Consider the following 17,095-nt stretch of genomic DNA (forward strand, 5'->3'; position numbering starts at 1 on the left):
ACGAGGATTGGAGCTTCAATTATGGTACAAATGGCAAAACGAGGATATACCTTGTTTATCAGCTTATATGTCATCATGCATTTTATTGTTTCTTTTACAGAAGTTGAAGTGCTTGCAACCTCCCTCTCGCTGTTCGGACTGGCAGCTTTTTTACTTGGTTATTTCTTTCTGCCTGTCAAACAAGCCGGGATTTCGCTTTTGCTGCTGGTCATTGCCTTAATCATTCACCTTTCCGCAGGTACGTCTCTTATAGAAGGAACCGTATCAGGATTTTCTGTCATGAGTGGATTGATTGCTCTCTTGCTCATCGTTCCTGCGATCAGCTGGGTATTAGAAGAAAAGCCATACATTGAATCGGTCATTAACTTTGCTCAAAACCTGCTCAATACAAGCCGCAAATTTTACTTTGGGATGATGGTCATAACCCAGATCATTTCGTACTTCCTGTTATTTGGCGCTATTCCTATGGTCTATAGCATGATCGATGACTTCTTAAGCAGTCAAAAAGGAGAAGCGTGGGAAAACTATAAAGGTACCGCCTTGCTCCGCGCCTTCTCTTTAACAACGATGTGGGTCATCAGCATTCCAAGCTTTGTGTTTGCTGTTCATACACTGGGGGCATCGTTAGCCTTATCCATTCTCCAGGGATTTGTCATTTCCTTCGCTGGTATCTTGTTATCCGTATTCTTCTCGTCTTTTCAAGAACGTCATTACGGAATAGATCTTACCGCCGGCATCCAGGAGGAGTTGAGTAAAATTGCCAAGTCGAAAGAAGAGGATACGAACGGTCATCGAAATGCACTCGAATTCGGCTTTCTATTTGTCACGTTGTTCGGTTCCATCTTTGTTCTCAATGCTCTTTGGAAAGTAGAGCTGCTGCTTATTATCCCGATTGTTATTACAGCTTGGATCTTCCTCTACTTTATCGTTCGCAGAAGAATCCCGGCGATTTTCGAGAACGGAAAAGTCTATGCAGCTAAAAACATTCCAGACAAAGCCCAGCAGTTCTCGATTTTATTAGCAGCCGGTTTTTTAATTGATGCCGTAAACCAATCAGGCTATGGCAAATACATTATTGATGGTCTCTTTTATGTCACTGATGCGGTACCCTTCTTAAACTTCCTGTGGGTTCTGCCTTTTGTCGTCATCATTTTAGGTTTTATCGGTCTTGGTCCATTGACGGTTATTGTACTCGTCTCTGGAATTCTGCAAGGCGTGGACCTGCCCTACCCGCCAGAAATCGTCGTCCTTGGAATAACGTCAGGAAGCGTGATTTCGATTATGCTTTCTCCACTGATTTTACCGTCGATTATTTTGAGTTCGGTAAACAGGCTGAGCATTATAAAAAATGGATTATTATTTAACTATAAATACGCGATTGCTTTTTATGTGATGGTGCAGATCTATCTCCAATCTTTTGTGCTGTTTTTCTTATAAACCATGACAGCCACGAAAAAGGTGAACCTTTAAAAGGTTCGCAACTTGTAGAGAAACCCCGTGTTTTTCTACAAGATTTTTTCTTACCGAAAGGAGCGATCGCCCCTTCCCTTTCCGCGGACGAGCGCCCGAGCTTCCTCGTGAAACCCACGCTCGGCGATCTCGGCTCACTCGTTCTTACGCAGGAGTGGAAGGACCTCGCTTGATATTCTTTAAACAGAAAAAGACTCTCCTTCACCTAGCCCCCTAGCTAGAGATGGAGGAGAGTCTTTTTCATGTTCTGACAGACAGCTGCCATCAGCGCCTGTACCTTTACTTTTTCTTTTCCACGCAAACGTTAGCCCATGCCGTTCTTTTGAATCTGCGAAACTACTCTCCGCTTTCTCTTTTCTTATTCTATAAACCCATTTTCCCGAAATAAATAACCACTCTCCGGATCGGTCTTGCTCCCTTTCACTTCTTTGGTTTTCTGTCACAAGTTCTTCCATCGTTACGATTTCCATTTCATTTTGTCGTGCTTTTCTTGATTGAAACAAATAAGATTTCTCTATCCTCTCTTCTTCTACAATAAAAAAATAATTCCATACATTATCGATCTTTTTGTTGTAACAAGTCACAAATAATGATACTATACTATTCAGTTAAATAGTATGTCACATTAAGCGAATCAAAATTATTAGTATGTCATATTCATTCATACCTAAGGAGGGAGAACTTATAGGAATATCAAAAAATTGCTTACTTCATTCGTCTTCTGCTGCCTCATTTATTACTTATAGATAGGGAGATTGATTGTGACTAAACAAGAAACGGTGTACGTCGTGTCAGATTCAGTCGGGGAAACAGCTGAGTTAATGGTAAAAGCTGTGGCATGTCAATTTTTTGGCCAGGATGTAGTGATTAAGCATTTTTCTTATGTGGATGATAAACAGGATATTAATAATGTCATTACAGCGTCTAAATACAGTCATTCCATTATTGCTTATACCCTCGTCCTGCAGGATTTGAAGCAGTATCTTGATCATCAGGCAGAAGAAGAAGGAGTGATTGCTGTTGATTTAATGTATCCTCTGATGGATGCATTTACTCAAAAATTTCATATGGAACCCAATCGTCAACCAGGCAAAATGAGAACGTTAGATGAGAACTACTTCAAAAGAGTGGAGGCGATCGAGTTTGCCGTGAAGTATGATGACGGACAGGACGTACGAGGGCTGAAACAAGCAGACATTGTACTTATTGGAGTATCAAGAACATCAAAGACCCCTCTCTCTATGTATCTGGCGAATAAAAAATTCAAGGTGGCCAACGTGCCTCTCATCCCAGAGGTCAAACCTCCTCAAGAACTTTTTTCGATCCCGAAAAACAAATGTGTCGGGTTGATCATTTCACCTGAGAAATTAAATCAAATCCGCAAACAACGATTAAAAAATTTAGGATTTACCTCGCCTTCCAATTACGCTTCGCTCGATCGAATTCTTGAAGAACTAACGTGTGCTGAAAACATAATGAAAAAAATCGGTTGTCCAATCATTGATGTCTCTAATAAGGCAATAGAAGAGACAGCTGATCTAATATTAGCCTTATTTAATAAAAGGGGGAGCTTTGCATAATGGATAAGAAATTTGTGTTCATGTTTGATCAAGCTGGAAGCAGCGAAAAGGAACTTCTAGGTGGTAAAGGGGCAAATTTAGCTGAAATGACCCGTATTGGCTTACCGGTTCCTTATGGTTTTACAATTTCTACTGCGGCATGTAACGCTTACTTCGAGGCAGGACAGGTCATTTCGTCCCAAGTAGAAATGCAGGTGATCGAAGCCCTCCAAACACTCGAAGCAAAAACCGGAAAACGATTAGGGGATCCAACAAACCCGCTTCTTGTTTCTGTTCGGTCAGGCGCCGTACATTCTATGCCTGGAATGATGGACACTGTTTTGAACCTCGGAATGAATGATGAAACGGTAGAAGGAATGGCTGAACTTACAAACAATTCTCGATTTGCCTATGATTCCTACCGCAGATTTATTCAAATGTTTAGTAATGTTGTGCTTGGTTTAGATAACTATTACTTCGAACGGCACTTAGAAGATACCCGCGAAGAAAAAGGTTACCATTCCGATACAGAACTAACAGCTGAAGATTGGAAGCAAGTGATCAAAGAATTCAAAACCATTGTACTCACCTATACAAAAAAAAGCTTTCCAGAGGATCCAAGGGAACAATTATTCCTTACGATCAATGCGGTGTTTGACTCTTGGAATAACCAACGAGCTGTTTTGTACCGACGTCTTCACCATATCCCCGGTCATCTCGGTACAGCAGTAAATATTCAAAGCATGGTATTTGGAAATATGGGTGAAGATTCTGGTACGGGAGTAGCTTTCACGCGCAACCCATCCACCGGGGAGTCTGAACTTTATGGCGAATACTTGATTAATGCGCAAGGGGAAGACGTAGTTGCAGGAATTCGAACACCTCAGCCCATTGCCTCGCTGGAACAAGATATGCCGGATGTTTATCAGCAGCTGCTTGAAACCTGTCAGCTGTTAGAGAATCATTACCAGGATATGCAGGACATTGAATTTACCGTAGAAAGCGGAAAGTTATTTATCCTCCAAACTCGGACAGGTAAACGGACTGCCCAGGCAGCTATCCGAATCGCCGTGGAAATGGTAAGGGAAAACATTATGGATAAAAGGCATGCTCTCTTACGCGTCGATCCTGATCAACTCGACCAGCTGCTTCATCACCGCATCGACCCTGAACACAACTTGACAAAGTTAGCCGCCGGATTGCCCGCCTCCCCGGGAGCAGCCACAGGCCAAGTCGTATTTGATGCGGATGAAGCCGAAGTATTATCCAAAGACGGGAAAAAAGTAATCCTCGTCCGCCCGGAAACAACACCTGAGGACATCCATGGAATCGTGGCTTCCCAAGCTACTATTACAAGTCGGGGTGGTATGACAAGCCATGCAGCGGTTGTAGCCAGAGGTATGGGAAAAGCTTGTATATGCGGCTGTGAATCCTTAAAGATTAACTTAGACTCCAAGCAATTCAACGTAGAATCTACCACTGTAAAGCATGGCGACACCATTACGATAGACGGTACAACAGGAGAAATCTTTCTTGGAGAAATTCCGATGATTGAACCGGAGCTTTCGGACGAATTTAAATTACTGCTCAGCTGGGCCGATGAAGAAACAAAAATGGGAGTAAGGGCAAATGCTGATAACTCAGTCGATGCACAAAAAGCACTCGAATTTGGAGCTGTCGGCATCGGACTCTGCCGAACAGAGCATATGTTTATGGATTCCTCTCGGATCCCAACGGTGCAAAGCATGATTCTTTCTGAAACTATGGAAGAACGCAAAGAAGCTCTCGATAAGCTTCTGCCCATGCAGCAGCAGGATTTTGAGACCATTTTTGAAACGATGCAGGGACATCCCATTACGATACGATTATTGGATCCTCCCCTTCACGAGTTTTTACCGGATAAAGAAGACCTTTTGATTGAAGTAACCAAGCTGCAAATGAAGAACGCTGACGCAAGCGAGTTACAAGAGAAGCAAAACATTTTACGAAAAGTAAGGCTCTTAGAGGAATCGAATCCTATGTTAGGGCTCAGGGGCTGCCGGTTAGCCATGATCCATCCTGAAATTTACGAAATGCAGGTCAAGGCCATCTTTAATGCCACGGCCAACGTAATGAAAAGAGGAATTAAAGTAAAACCAGAAATCATGATTCCATTGGTCAGCCATGTAAACGAACTAAAAGAAATGCGTCAACTGGTCAATCAGATGGCTGAACAAGCTAAAGACGAAACAGGCCAAGAATTCGACTACCAAATTGGAACCATGATTGAAACGCCCCGCGCCGCACTTACAGCAGATCAAATCGCTGAAAAAGCTGACTTTTTCTCGTTTGGAACGAACGATCTGACTCAAACCACCTTTGGATATAGCCGAGACGATGCAGAAGGAAAATTTCTTCAGCATTATGTGGAAAACAATGTACTACCAAGAAACCCATTTGTATCATTAGACCAGGAAGGTGTAGGCAAACTTGTGGAAAGTGGCGTGGAACTAGGCAGAAAAGCAAACCCTGTACTAAAAACCGGTATTTGCGGAGAGCATGGCGGTGAGAAAGAATCGATTCAGTTCTGCTTCGATTTAGGGATGGATTATGTCAGCTGCTCCCCTTTCCGAGTTCCTTCTGCACGTCTTGCAGCAGCCCAGGCAACAATTAGAAATGAGCAGCGTAAAGCGATGAAGGTACCTCAGTACAATTAATATTGAAAAAAGGAAGACCCTCTTCTCCACCCTTTTGAAAAAAATAATGAAACTTACGTAGTAACTGGGAGCCCTAAGCAATACTTATAGTATTGCTTAGGGCTCCCTTCTATCTATTCCAATTATTCAATTATCGGCAAAATTTAACACAAAAATCAAACCTCAGCATCCCTTCATAAATCGATGCTGAGGCCCTAAAAGATAATAGTTACATTTATTCGAAGTCCTGCGTGTATTTGTTTTACCCCATGTCTGAATTTGCGATTATTCCCTTCTGCTTTCATCAATAAAAGACCTTATTGACACTCTACATTGCTTTCGAGGATTCATCAGAGCCATTAAGTAATTTATCCTTCTTAAATAATTTTAATATCAATGGTAACACCAAAACAATAATAGCTAGTGTTAATAAAATTGCGGAGATCGGTCTTGTAAAAAATGAAAAAATGTTTCCATTACTCATTACTAATGTCCGCCTTAAGCTTGCTTCCATCATGGGACCTAAAATTAAAGCTAGTATGACAGGTGATGCTGAAAAATCATACCGCAGCATCAAATAACCTATGATACCTGAGATTAGCATGACATAAACATCAAACATACTATTCCCTAAGGAGTATGAGCCTACTACACATAAAACTAAAATTACAGGAGTCAATATCGCTTTTGGTATAGCTAGTACTTTAGCGAATAAACGAATTCCAAGCAATCCATAAATCATGATCATTACATTAGCTAAAATCATTCCTATAAACAATGAATAAACAATTTCTCCATTTTGTTGAAAGAGCTGAGGGCCAGGTTGAATTCCTTGCACCATTAATGCTCCTAATAACACAGCTGTAACTGCATCACCTGGAATCCCTAAAGTCAATAAAGGGATCATGGCTCCGCCCGTTGAACCATTATTAGCTGCTTCCGGGGCAGCTACACCTTCTAAGTTTCCTTTATTGAATTCATCTTTGTTTTTAGCGAAGGTTGAAGCTACATTATAAGCAACAAATGCCCCTATATCTCCACCAGCCCCAGGGATCATTCCAATGAATGTTCCAATACCCGTGGATCTTAAAATTGTAAGAATAATAGTTCTAAACTCTTCCCACTTTAATGATATTTTTTTCACCTTTTGAATTACATTCCGCTTTGAAATTAGCTCCTCCAATGATTGAAAAGCTTGAGCTGCCGCAAATAATCCAATCATTACAGGAATAAAATTGATTCCTCCAGTTAAATTATAGTTTCCGAAAGTGAAACGGGGAAAGCCTCCCATTGGATCCGTACCAATCGTGGAGATTAAAAGACCTACCGCTCCAACAATTAAACCTTTCACCATAGATTTTCCTGCTACACTAGTAATTACAGCCAAACCAAATACCGCTAAAGCAAAGGTTTCCTGTGCGCTGAAGTTTAAAGCGAATTTGGCTAATTGTGGAGCAATAAATATTAGAACGAATACACTTAATATTCCTCCAATACTAGAGGAAAGTGTTGCAGTAGTGAGTGCCTTGTAGGCAAACCCTCTTTTTGTCAATTCATACCCTGCAATAGCCGTTGCTGCTGAAGATGGGGTACCTGGTGTTCTAAGTAATATTGCTGCAATGGAACCACCATATATTGCCCCAAAATAAACACCTATGAGAAGTAGAATCCCCGCAATGGGCTCCATACTAAAAGTAACGGGTAATATTAATGCCACTCCCATAGTTGCTGTTAAGCCTGGAAGAGCTCCAATAGATATGCCTATCGCACAACCTATTATTATAGCTAATAGAGAGTGGAAATCAGAAAAATTACCAATTGCAGTTATTATGATATCCATTATTTAATCCCTCCTTTATATTAAAATTCCTGGCGGCAAAGGTACATTTAATAATTGTTGAAAAAAAACATAAATAAACAAAACTGCCCCTAATGGTACAGAAATGAAATAAACTTTTCTATTTACTTTCCCAATCCAAAGGATAAAAATTAAAAAAGCAACGGTACTGACATAAAACCCAATATAGGGGAGGGAAATAACGTAGACGAGGAATAGGCCTACATACAAGAATATTATTTTAACTTTTGGTTTAGGATTTTCGTTTTTAAAAAATAAACTTTTAACCAAAAGAATAGTACCCAATGCCATTAATATTATCGAGTATATTCTCGGCATAAAAGCAGGCCCTGTTTCCGTACCTGTAGGACCTGGAAAATCCAACGTACAATAATAAAAAAAACCACCTAATAAAATTGTTATTATACTAATAATCGTGTTTTCCTTTTTCACAATTTCCCCCCTTTTTTTCAGCGAAAGAATAATTTTAGAAAGACAATCTTAAAGAGAAGGCACAGAAGTTATTTATTAAGTCATTTAAATAGTTTGATACAATAATCTAATCCTACCGGTTTGGTTTTAACTCCTTTACGATATTTTCTGAGTAACCTTCCTCTAAAACAGAGACTAAGTTCTTAGCTGCTAACATAGCAATATCAGCCCTTGTTTTACTAGTAGCTGTACCGATATGGGGAAGCGATACTACGTTTGGCATTTCTAACAGTGGATTGGTCGAAGCTGGAGGCTCTTCATAAAAAACATCTAAGCCGGCTGCCAGGATCTCTTTATCATTTAACGCCTGGATTAATGCTTTTTCATTCACTGTTTGACCTCTGGAAGTATTAATGAAAATTGCCGTCTTTTTCATTAATTTAAAATGCTCCAAGCGTATAAACTCTTTTGTATTTTCATTTAAAGGAACCAACAGTAATACAAAATCAGATTCGCTTAACAAGTCTTCTAATTCTCGATAAGCTATTCCTAATTCATTTTCTATCTGAGGATTTTGGTTTCTGTTATGGTACACTACATTCATGTTAAATCCTGCTTTTGCCCTCCGAGCTACGACTTTCCCAATTCGTCCCATGCCAATAATACCTAGAGTGGAACCATGGACATCTATTCCAAACAGGTTGGAGTCATCTCCACCTTTCCAACTCCCTTGCTTTACATATTGGTCTAATTCCGGTATTCTCCGAGCTGTGGACAGCATTAAGCCAAATACCAGATCTGCAACACTATTGTCTAAAACGTGAGGTGTATGGGTCCCTAAAATATTGCGCTTACGCATTTCAACTATATCGAAATTATTGTAACCAACGGACATATTACTTACTACTTTCAGGCGGGGGCTGAGTTTAATAACCTAGCATCAATATTTTCCCCTGCGGTTAAGAGGCCATCCACCTGCTTAAATTCATCAAGAAATTGTTTGTCTGTGCTATCTAATTTTTTATCTCGCTTATAATAATCACAGTGAGTGGCAATATAAAGTTCTACTTCATAAGGTATAGGTTTGTTAATGTAAATTTTTGGTTTCATTTAGTAAGTCCTCCACATTCAACTTTCATAATATTTTTTCACATAAACAGGTAGGAAGAGGAACAACTGATCCATTTAAGTCAAGCTCGTCATCACCTCTTACTACTTAGCAATACCTAATGATTGAATTAATTCCTTAAATGATTCATTGCTTCCTCTCATTTCTTCCTTAAATTCTTCGCTGCTCCTCGTCTTAATACCTAATCCGTTATTGTCCATAAACTTTTTGAATTCCTTAGATTCTGCGGCTTCTAAAAATGCGGTTTCAAGTTCTTTCACTACATCATCTGGTGTATCTTTTGGAGCAATAATTCCCCTCCACGCTCCTACATTTACTGATTTAACCCCTTCCTCCTTTAAAGTCGGTACATCCGGAAGTGCCTTTGATCTCTCATCAGACATAACTGCTAATGTTTTCAATTTTCCAGCTTTTACTTGTGTTAAGACCTCACCTGGACTTACTGAAACCGCCTCAATATGCCCTCCAAGTAATGACGTAATTGAAGGAGCCGCTCCATCAAATGGGACAAACTTTAAGTCTATTCCGTTTGCTTTAGCAAAAGACTCCGCGGCTAAGTGCCAAATCGCTCCAGTTCCGGAGCCACCTACACGAATTTCTCCAGGATTTTCTTTCGCATAATCAATAAATTCTTGAATAGTATCATAAGGTGCATCTGCAGGGACGGTAATAGCTGCCGGATCAAAATTCAGTTGGGCAACAGGTGTAAAATCCTTATATGTAAAGTTAGCTAGCCCTAAATGAGGGAGGGTTGTTAACTCCACTGTTCCGAGTGTTAGCGTGTGTCCATCTGGTTTTGCGTTAGCACCTTCAGACATACCCACAGCTCCACCACCACCTGGTTTATTAACTACTCCTATAGAAGTATTTAATTTTTTTTCCGCTATTTTAGCGATAGATCTAGCTACAGCATCTGTGCCACCACCTGCTGCGTAGGGAACGATTAATTCTATTTGGCCATCAGAAATACTGCCTTTATTACTGTTATGACTTGAGGCTGAACCGGAAGCATTGCACCCAGTAATTACAAACAATAGAACGATTAACATAAGAGATAATACTCTTTTCATCATTATCTTCCTCCCTTGGGTTAATTGTTTTTTCACCAATCTCACCTTCTCATTAAACAAGTCAGCCAGTAATTCAAATTCACTAATAAATAATTCGCCAAATCGTTGATTCTTTTAAATAACTCAATATAACCGAATAGTTATCGTGCGCCTCCCTTCTCTAGGCTTCTTAGCATATAATTCCATTCCGAATCAAAAATTTTCCGTATTACGGAAAGCCTTTCCGTTTATGTGGTATTAAAAAAACCTAAATAAGCTGAATATTTTAGGTTTTTTAACGGAAATTTAATTGATCGAACGTTGATTCCCTTAAATGTTAACGCTTACTTTTTTGAAAGTCAACAACATTCAGAAAATTGCAATCACTTTATGTAACCCAAAGATTTTGAGATGGAGAGAGCTGTTTCTTTGATTAATGGAGCTAATTCTTGCTCAATTTTTTGATTGGTAACCCTCGTTTCTGGTCCAGCAATACTAATTGCTGCAATAACTTTATTGGTGTAATCAAGTATTGGTGCAGCTACACACCTTATATCTGCTTCGTGCTCCAGGTTATCAATGGCATAACCTTTATTTTTAATTTCATGTAAATGCTTGATCATTTGTTCTGGATCGATGATTGTAGTCTCAGTATATTTTGTCATACCTTTGTTTTTTAATATTTTTCTTACTTCTTCATCCTCCAACCCAGTCAATAAGGCTTTTCCAACTCCAGTACAATGTAAATTTGCACGATAACCAATTTTAGAAGCAATTTTTACCTTTTGATTACTTTCTACTTTATCGATATAGACGACTTCTTCATTTTCCCGAACACAAAGATGGATCACTTCATTCGTTTTGTCTCTCAAATCCTCTAGATATGGTCTAGCTGATTCTCGAAGGTCAATACTATCAATAATTTTTGAAGCTAAATAAACCATGTGCATTCCTAGTAATACTTTCCCTGTATTGATATCTTTCTTTACCATATTAAAATTAAGTAGTGTAGAAACAATACGGTGTACCGTAGTTGTAGGAATGTCTAAATGATGGGATAATTCCGTAATCCCCAATCCTTTTGGATAATCAGCGAGCTTATTAATTAGAATTAGACAACGCTCTAAAGATTTATTTGTACTCAATCCCAACTGTCCTTTCCGTTGAATCATAATAAGAATTCTATGAACAATTATACGTGATTTAGTTAAAAACTTCATTCTCCTGTGGTTCACTGCCACGGATGATTAATGTGATACTTAAGCCTGGGGGTGAAACGGTACAAAACTGCTTCTATGTTTGGCGGCTGTGTTTTTCTATATCATCAGTCAAACTTCTTAACCTTAGAAGAAACCGATCCAGTTTTACTACCTTTTCCCCCACTAACTGAAAGTCTATTTGAATGTAAAAGTCAGATTCATCTCCCCTCCTTTCGACTGATTGCTCTTCTTTGCCTCCTTATTAATTTGATCCCTTTTCCGAAAAAATTTAAAAGAACTGTTTGATAAAAGACTGAATTTTGTGTTACATTAAGTTCAGTATTATAACTTTGGTTTTATATATTAAACTAAGGAGGTTGTGAATTAGTATCACCTTATTTTGAAAGCGCATACTCAGCACTTATAACAAATGTCTATCTAGGAGGTTCATCGAAATGAAAACAAGATTTCACGGGGTCATCCCCCCGGTCCCTACTATTCTGTATAAAAACGGCCAGCTAGATAAAGCGGGGATGGGAAATTTAATAGATTTTTTAATTCACTCCCGCGTGGATGGCTTATTCTTTCTAGGTTCCGGCGGCGAGTTCAGTCAAATGTCTAAGGAATTAAGGAAAGAAGCAGCGGAATTTGTCATCCAGTACACAAATGGGCGAATTCCCGTATTAATCGGGACAGGGACACCAGGGACTCTGGAAACAATAGAACTTAGTCTCCACGCATCCGAAGCAGGTGCTGACGGAGTTGTCGTTATCAACCCTTATTATTTTCCTCTTACAGAAAACAGCCTTTACCAGCATTTTGCTGAAGTAGCGGAAAATGTTGATTTGCCTATTATCCTTTATAACTTTCCTGAATTGACCGGGCGTGACCTTTCTCCGGAACTCGTTTCACAACTGGCACAAGCCTATCCTAATATTGTAGGAATAAAAGATACGGTTCAATCGGTTGGCCATACAAGAGAATTAATAGTGTCAGTTAAAAAGAAAAGAGAAGATTTTGCCGTGTTTTCAGGGTATGATGATCACTTTTTAAATACTCTGTCTCTAGGCGGAGACGGTTCTATCCCATTAACGGCATCCTTTGCTCCTGAATTATCTGTGGGGATCTATGATTCTTTCAAACAAGGGGATTACCAACAAATGATTAACTTTCACAAAAACTTAGCCAGGCTGCCCCTTCTTTATAAATTAGACTCCCCATTTATGAACGTGGCAAAGGAGGCCATTAAGCTAAGGGGCATAGAAGTTTCAACCGATGTATTGCCACCCGTACGATCCTTAAGTCAGGAAAAAATCGATCAAATCGAAGATATAGTCTCCCAAGTATTACGGGATATTCATGTAGACGTTAAATTGTAAGCGGTTCATTAATTATTCCATTTAAATAGGAGGAGAAAAATGAAATCAACCCTAAAGAAATATCAAATGTACATTGATGGAGAGTTTGTTGATTCAAGTTCCACTGAGGTAAATCAAGTAATAAATCCCGCTACAGAGGAGGTTATTTCGGAAATACCAAAAGGTAGTTTGGAAGATGTTAAAAAAGCGATTGATTCTGCGGAAGAGGCACAAAAGAAATGGGCAAAGCTCCCTGCTGTCGAGAGGGCTGGCTACTTGAAAAAGATCTCCTCTGAAATTAGAAATAACGTCAGTGATTTAGCTGAAACAATTTCTGAAGAAATGGGAAAAACCATCGAGCTTGCTAAAACAGAGGTCGAATTTACAGCAGATTATATCGATTACATGGCTGAATGGGCCAGACGTTTTGAAGGAGAGATTTTACAAAGTGATCGACAAGATGAACATATCCTTGTTCATAAAGAACCGATCGGTGTAACAGCAGGAATTCTTCCTTGGAATTTCCCCTTCTTCTTAATTGCTCGTAAAGCAGCTCCGGCTTTGGTTACAGGAAATACAGTTGTGCTGAAGCCAAGTAACATTTCTCCAAACAATGCGATGGAGTTTGCCAAAATCCTGGACAAAGTTAATTTGCCAAAAGGAGTCATCAATATCGTTACAGGTAGTGGAAAAACCATCGGCCAGGAGCTGGCCAAGAATCCTAAGGTTGGGATGGTTAGTTTAACAGGGAGCTATAATGCTGGTTCTGAAGTAATGCGATCAGCTGCCGACAACATTACAAAAGTCTCCTTAGAACTTGGTGGTAAGGCTCCAGCCATTGTTATGGACGATGCAAATATAGATCTCGCAGTCAAATCAATCGTCGCATCCCGAGTCATCAATTCCGGACAAGTATGTAATTGCGCAGAGAGAGTGTATGTCCATGAATCAGTAAAGGATGAATTTATTGAAAAAGTGACGAATGAAATGCAAAAAACTAAATGCGGGGACCCTCTTTCAGATCCAGATTTAGACATGGGACCCCTTGTAAATAAAGAATCTCTAGAATCAGTGGAAAAGATGGTACAGGAAGCAGTCGAGAACGGCGCGAAAGTACTTACAGGCGGCAAACGCATAGAAAGAGAAAAAGGATACTTCTATGAGCCGACTGTATTAGGAAATGTGAATAATGAAATGGCTATAATGAAGGATGAAATATTCGGACCCGTCTTACCTATCGCAACTTTCCAGGACTTAGACGAAGCCATAGCCTTATCTAATGACTGTGAATATGGGCTGACCTCTTCGATTTTCACTAGAAGCCTGGATGTGACGATGAAAGCAAGTAAAGAACTGCAATTCGGTGAGACTTATATCAATCGTGAAAATTTTGAAGCGATCCAAGGTTTCCATGCAGGCTGGAAGAAATCAGGGATTGGCGGCGCAGATGGAAAGCACGGCTTAAATGAATACTTACAAACCCATGTTGTCTATTTATCTTATAACACGAATTAATTAGGAGGGATTGTCCGTGGGAACTACAGGACGTAAAATTACCGCTATTCGAGCCTATGTAGTGGAAGGCGGCGGTGGAGATTATCATGATCAAGACAAGGACCATTGGATTGTTCAACAAATTTCAACCCCTATGAGTATTTACCCCGAGTATAAAGAAACGAGGACAAGCTTTGGCATCAATGCCTTAAAGACCATTGTAGTAGAGGCTGAAGCTGATAATGGAGAAGTTGGTTTTGGTATTTCTACAGGCGGATACCCGGCGGCATGGATAATTATGAATCACTTAGATCGTTTTATTCTGGACCAGCCCGTAGAGCAAGTGGAAAAAATGTGGGATCAAATGTATCGTGCAACGATGTTTTATGGAAGAAAAGGGCTTGTTATGAATGCTATTTCCGCTATAGACCTTGCGTTATGGGATTTGCTTGGAAGGCTGCGGGAAGAACCCGTTCATGCCATGATTGGTGGTAAAGTGCGAAAAGAATTGGAGTTTTATGCTACAGGTCCCCGTCCGGATTTAGCAAAAGAAATGGGCTTTATCGGAGGAAAGATGCCTCTCAAATATGGTCCCTCCGACGGGGAAGCTGGATTGAAAAAGAATATTGCAATGGCCGAGGACATGAGAAATCGAGTTGGCGATGATTTTTGGCTCATGTGGGACTGCTGGATGTCCCTCGACCTTCCCTATTCGTTAAAGTTGATGGAAGCTTCTGAACGAGCTGGATTCAAATGGATAGAAGAGTGTTTTAATCCAGATGACTATTGGAGCTATAGAGACCTGAAAAAACGTGCAGGTAATAACATCATGGTGACGGGAGGAGAACATGAAGCCACACGATATGGTTTCCGTTTGTTACTTGAGTATTGTGATTTAGATATCATCCAGCCAGATGTTTGTTGGTGTGGCGGATTAACAGAACTAATAAAAATCGGCAACCTGGCTGAAAGCTATGGCAAGTTAGTCATTCCTCACGGAAGTGGCGTTTACAGCCATCATTATGTCACTACAAAAGTAAATAGTCCTTTTACAGAATATATCGTAATGAGTCCTGAGGCTGACCGAATTGAACCACAATTTTATCCGTTAATCAAAGATGAACCAATCCCCGTGAACGGTAAATTACAAGTGAGTGATCAACCAGGCTTTGGAGTTGAACTAAATAAAGAAGCCGGGCTGGCAGAAGTCCTAAAGGGTCAGCCAATCAGCTTTGTTTCTTCAACAGAATGATCATAACTAACACTCCCACAATAGGTAACCCCCTTTGGATTGCCTGTTGATGGGAGGTTTATCACACAACTAATGAAAGCGCAAACATAACCAAGAGAGGGTTTCTTGGTGTCAACAGCGTTTACTACTAATCAAAAAGGAGATATGCCAATGGCTGTCATGCATTTGTTGATTACTATTTCTATCATATTAATCCTTATTCTATTGTTTAAAATCAATGCTGCAATTAGCTTGATTATCGGTAGCCTTTATATGGGAATTGCCATGCAGCTAAGTTTAGTCGATACGGTGAATGCCATAGGTGAAGGCTTCGGTGGAACGATGGGAGCAATTGGTTTACCCATCGGCTTTGGAGTGATCATAGGACAATTAATGAGTGATTCGGGCGCAGCCCACACGATCGCCCATTCTATGATTGAAAAATCACCTAAGAAAATGGCGATGTATGCGCTAGGTCTGACAGGGTTCTTTTTATCCATCCCCGTTTTCTTTGATGTTACTTTTGTTATCCTGGTGCCTTTAGGGGTAGCTATTGCGAAAGAATTAAATAAACCGCTGCCTTATGCCATTGGTGCATTAGTTATAGGTGCCGCCACTGCCCATACCTTAGTCCCTCCTACCCCGAACCCCTTGGCAGCTGCCAGCATCCTGAATATGGATTTAGGTGTAATTACAATCGCGGGGTTATCTATCGGACTGGTTACTTCATTAATTGTTATGAAAGTATTTTTCCTTATTTTAGATAAAGGATTGTGGAATAATGAAAAAGATGTGGAAGGAGAAATGAAATTACAAAAGACTAAAGCTGATCAATTGAGCCCGGCTCAACGACCAAGCTTCTTGCTGTCTCTCTTGCCCATTCTTGTACCCATTATCTTGATTTTGCTCGGAACCGTTTTCGATTTCATAGTCAAAGGTGAATATGTCAGTAATCTAACAGAAATCCCTGGTTTTATTACTTTCTTGAGTAATCGTATCGTTGCTTTACTGTTCGGTGTGATTCTAGCTTACGTCATTGCATCTAAGTCTATGGATAAAAAAGAGAAAGACGAAGCCTCCTCTCTAGGGTTGCAGACAGCGGGAATTGTTTTACTTGTTACAGGAGCAGGAGGTGCTCTTGGAAAGGTCATTGAGACGACTGAGGTAGGAAAAACCTTAATTGGAGGGGTGTCGGAAAACACCAGCTCCCCCATCACTCTCATACTAATCACCTATCTCATTGCAGTTATTTTCCGCGTAGCTCAAGGATCAGGAACAGTAGCTGGTATTACTGCAATGACAATTATGGCAAGTGCTGCTACTTCAGGAATTGTCCATCCAGTCTGGATAGCAATGGCTGCATTATCTGGAGGAATCAGTATCGGTCACGTCAATGATAGTGGATTTTGGATTACTACAAAACTCTCCGGTTTTTCCATCCGTGGCGGTTTTAAAACGTATACGTTAGGGGAAGCACTTGTTTCATTGGTCATTATAGTGATTACCCTCGTTGGAGTGATTATTTACCCAGCTTAACTAAAAGTGTCCCATTGTAAAATTCATAGAAAGCATGGGTGAAACCATCTTATCTGTTTTCATCCATGCTTTTTTATGTCTCTCCATCCATATGTTAAAATACAACACAAAGTTTATTATACTAAA

Annotated in this window: 12 protein-coding genes and 1 pseudogene; 7 read left to right on the forward strand and 6 right to left on the reverse strand. The window is 40.0% G+C overall.

What is annotated here, in order from left to right; all coding sequences use genetic code 11:
* Positions 1 to 21: 21 nt before the first annotated feature.
* Entirely contained in the window at positions 22 to 1,437 is a 1,416-nt protein-coding gene (locus MUN89_RS20915) for a hypothetical protein (RefSeq protein ID WP_244710112.1), read from the forward strand.
* Positions 1,438 to 1,649: 212 nt separating this feature from the next.
* Here MUN89_RS20915 and MUN89_RS22145 read toward each other — a convergent pair whose 3' ends face one another.
* Positions 1,650 to 2,054 carry a hypothetical protein gene (locus MUN89_RS22145; RefSeq protein ID WP_396266063.1) on the reverse strand — a complete coding sequence of 135 codons (405 nt, stop codon included), beginning with the start codon at positions 2,052 to 2,054 and terminating at the stop codon, positions 1,650 to 1,652.
* A 177-nt stretch (positions 2,055 to 2,231) separates the two neighbouring features.
* Between MUN89_RS22145 and MUN89_RS20925 the strand changes: the two genes are divergently transcribed.
* Positions 2,232 to 3,050 carry a pyruvate, water dikinase regulatory protein gene (locus MUN89_RS20925; RefSeq protein ID WP_244710114.1) on the forward strand — a complete coding sequence of 273 codons (819 nt, stop codon included), beginning with the start codon at positions 2,232 to 2,234 and terminating at the stop codon, positions 3,048 to 3,050.
* Positions 3,050 to 5,725 carry a pyruvate, phosphate dikinase gene (gene ppdK, locus MUN89_RS20930; RefSeq protein WP_244710116.1) on the forward strand — a complete coding sequence of 892 codons (2,676 nt, stop codon included), beginning with the start codon at positions 3,050 to 3,052 and terminating at the stop codon, positions 5,723 to 5,725. Before MUN89_RS20925 ends, ppdK begins: the two co-directional genes overlap by 1 nt.
* Before the next feature lie 307 nt (positions 5,726 to 6,032).
* Here ppdK and MUN89_RS20935 read toward each other — a convergent pair whose 3' ends face one another.
* The 5 genes and pseudogenes from MUN89_RS20935 to MUN89_RS20955 form a co-directional block, all read right to left on the reverse strand.
* Entirely contained in the window at positions 6,033 to 7,544 is a 1,512-nt protein-coding gene (locus MUN89_RS20935; RefSeq protein ID WP_244710118.1) for a tripartite tricarboxylate transporter permease, read from the reverse strand.
* Between the two features lie 15 nt (positions 7,545 to 7,559).
* A complete protein-coding gene (locus MUN89_RS20940) occupies positions 7,560 to 7,994 on the reverse strand; it encodes a tripartite tricarboxylate transporter TctB family protein (RefSeq protein ID WP_244710120.1) in 435 nt (144 codons plus the stop codon).
* Between the two features lie 112 nt (positions 7,995 to 8,106).
* Positions 8,107 to 9,083, reverse strand: a pseudogene (locus MUN89_RS20945) (2-hydroxyacid dehydrogenase).
* 102 nt (positions 9,084 to 9,185) lie between these two features.
* Positions 9,186 to 10,208: a tripartite tricarboxylate transporter substrate binding protein gene (locus MUN89_RS20950; protein WP_244710122.1), complete on the reverse strand. Its 1,023-nt coding sequence runs from the start codon at positions 10,206 to 10,208 to the stop codon at positions 9,186 to 9,188.
* A 326-nt stretch (positions 10,209 to 10,534) separates the two neighbouring features.
* The gene (locus MUN89_RS20955) at positions 10,535 to 11,371 is read right to left on the reverse strand and encodes an IclR family transcriptional regulator (RefSeq protein WP_244710123.1); all 837 of its coding nucleotides are present in this window, start codon (positions 11,369 to 11,371) and stop codon (positions 10,535 to 10,537) included.
* A 434-nt stretch (positions 11,372 to 11,805) separates the two neighbouring features.
* Here MUN89_RS20955 and MUN89_RS20960 point away from each other — a divergent pair, with 434 nt between their 5' ends.
* The 4 genes from MUN89_RS20960 to MUN89_RS20975 all read left to right on the forward strand — a co-directional run bounded on the left by MUN89_RS20960 (position 11,806) and on the right by MUN89_RS20975 (position 16,969).
* A complete protein-coding gene (locus MUN89_RS20960) occupies positions 11,806 to 12,729 on the forward strand; it encodes a dihydrodipicolinate synthase family protein (protein ID WP_244710125.1) in 924 nt (307 codons plus the stop codon).
* 39 nt (positions 12,730 to 12,768) lie between these two features.
* The gene (gene aldA / locus MUN89_RS20965) at positions 12,769 to 14,223 is read left to right on the forward strand and encodes an aldehyde dehydrogenase (RefSeq protein ID WP_244710126.1); all 1,455 of its coding nucleotides are present in this window, start codon (positions 12,769 to 12,771) and stop codon (positions 14,221 to 14,223) included.
* A 16-nt stretch (positions 14,224 to 14,239) separates the two neighbouring features.
* Entirely contained in the window at positions 14,240 to 15,454 is a 1,215-nt protein-coding gene (gene rhmD / locus MUN89_RS20970; protein ID WP_244710127.1) for an L-rhamnonate dehydratase, read from the forward strand.
* Positions 15,455 to 15,562: 108 nt separating this feature from the next.
* Positions 15,563 to 16,969 carry a GntP family permease gene (locus MUN89_RS20975; protein WP_244710128.1) on the forward strand — a complete coding sequence of 469 codons (1,407 nt, stop codon included), beginning with the start codon at positions 15,563 to 15,565 and terminating at the stop codon, positions 16,967 to 16,969.
* Positions 16,970 to 17,095: the final 126 nt, after the last annotated feature.

This window comes from Halobacillus salinarum, from assembly GCF_022919095.1.
In the GTDB taxonomy this organism is placed as follows: Bacteria; Bacillota; Bacilli; order Bacillales; family Halobacillaceae; genus Halobacillus_B; species Halobacillus_B salinarum.

Excerpts from the sequence above, each read along its gene's own strand:
- MUN89_RS20915 (WP_244710112.1), top strand. The coding sequence starts at position 22 with ATGGTACAAATGGCAAAACGAGGATATACCTTGTTTATCAGCTTATAT.
- MUN89_RS20960 (WP_244710125.1), top strand. The coding sequence starts at position 11,806 with ATGAAAACAAGATTTCACGGGGTCATCCCCCCGGTCCCTACTATTCTG.
- aldA (WP_244710126.1), top strand. The coding sequence starts at position 12,769 with ATGAAATCAACCCTAAAGAAATATCAAATGTACATTGATGGAGAGTTT.
- MUN89_RS20955 (WP_244710123.1), bottom strand. The coding sequence starts at position 11,371 with ATGAAGTTTTTAACTAAATCACGTATAATTGTTCATAGAATTCTTATT.
- ppdK (WP_244710116.1), top strand. The coding sequence starts at position 3,050 with ATGGATAAGAAATTTGTGTTCATGTTTGATCAAGCTGGAAGCAGCGAA.
- MUN89_RS20935 (WP_244710118.1), bottom strand. The coding sequence starts at position 7,544 with ATGGATATCATAATAACTGCAATTGGTAATTTTTCTGATTTCCACTCT.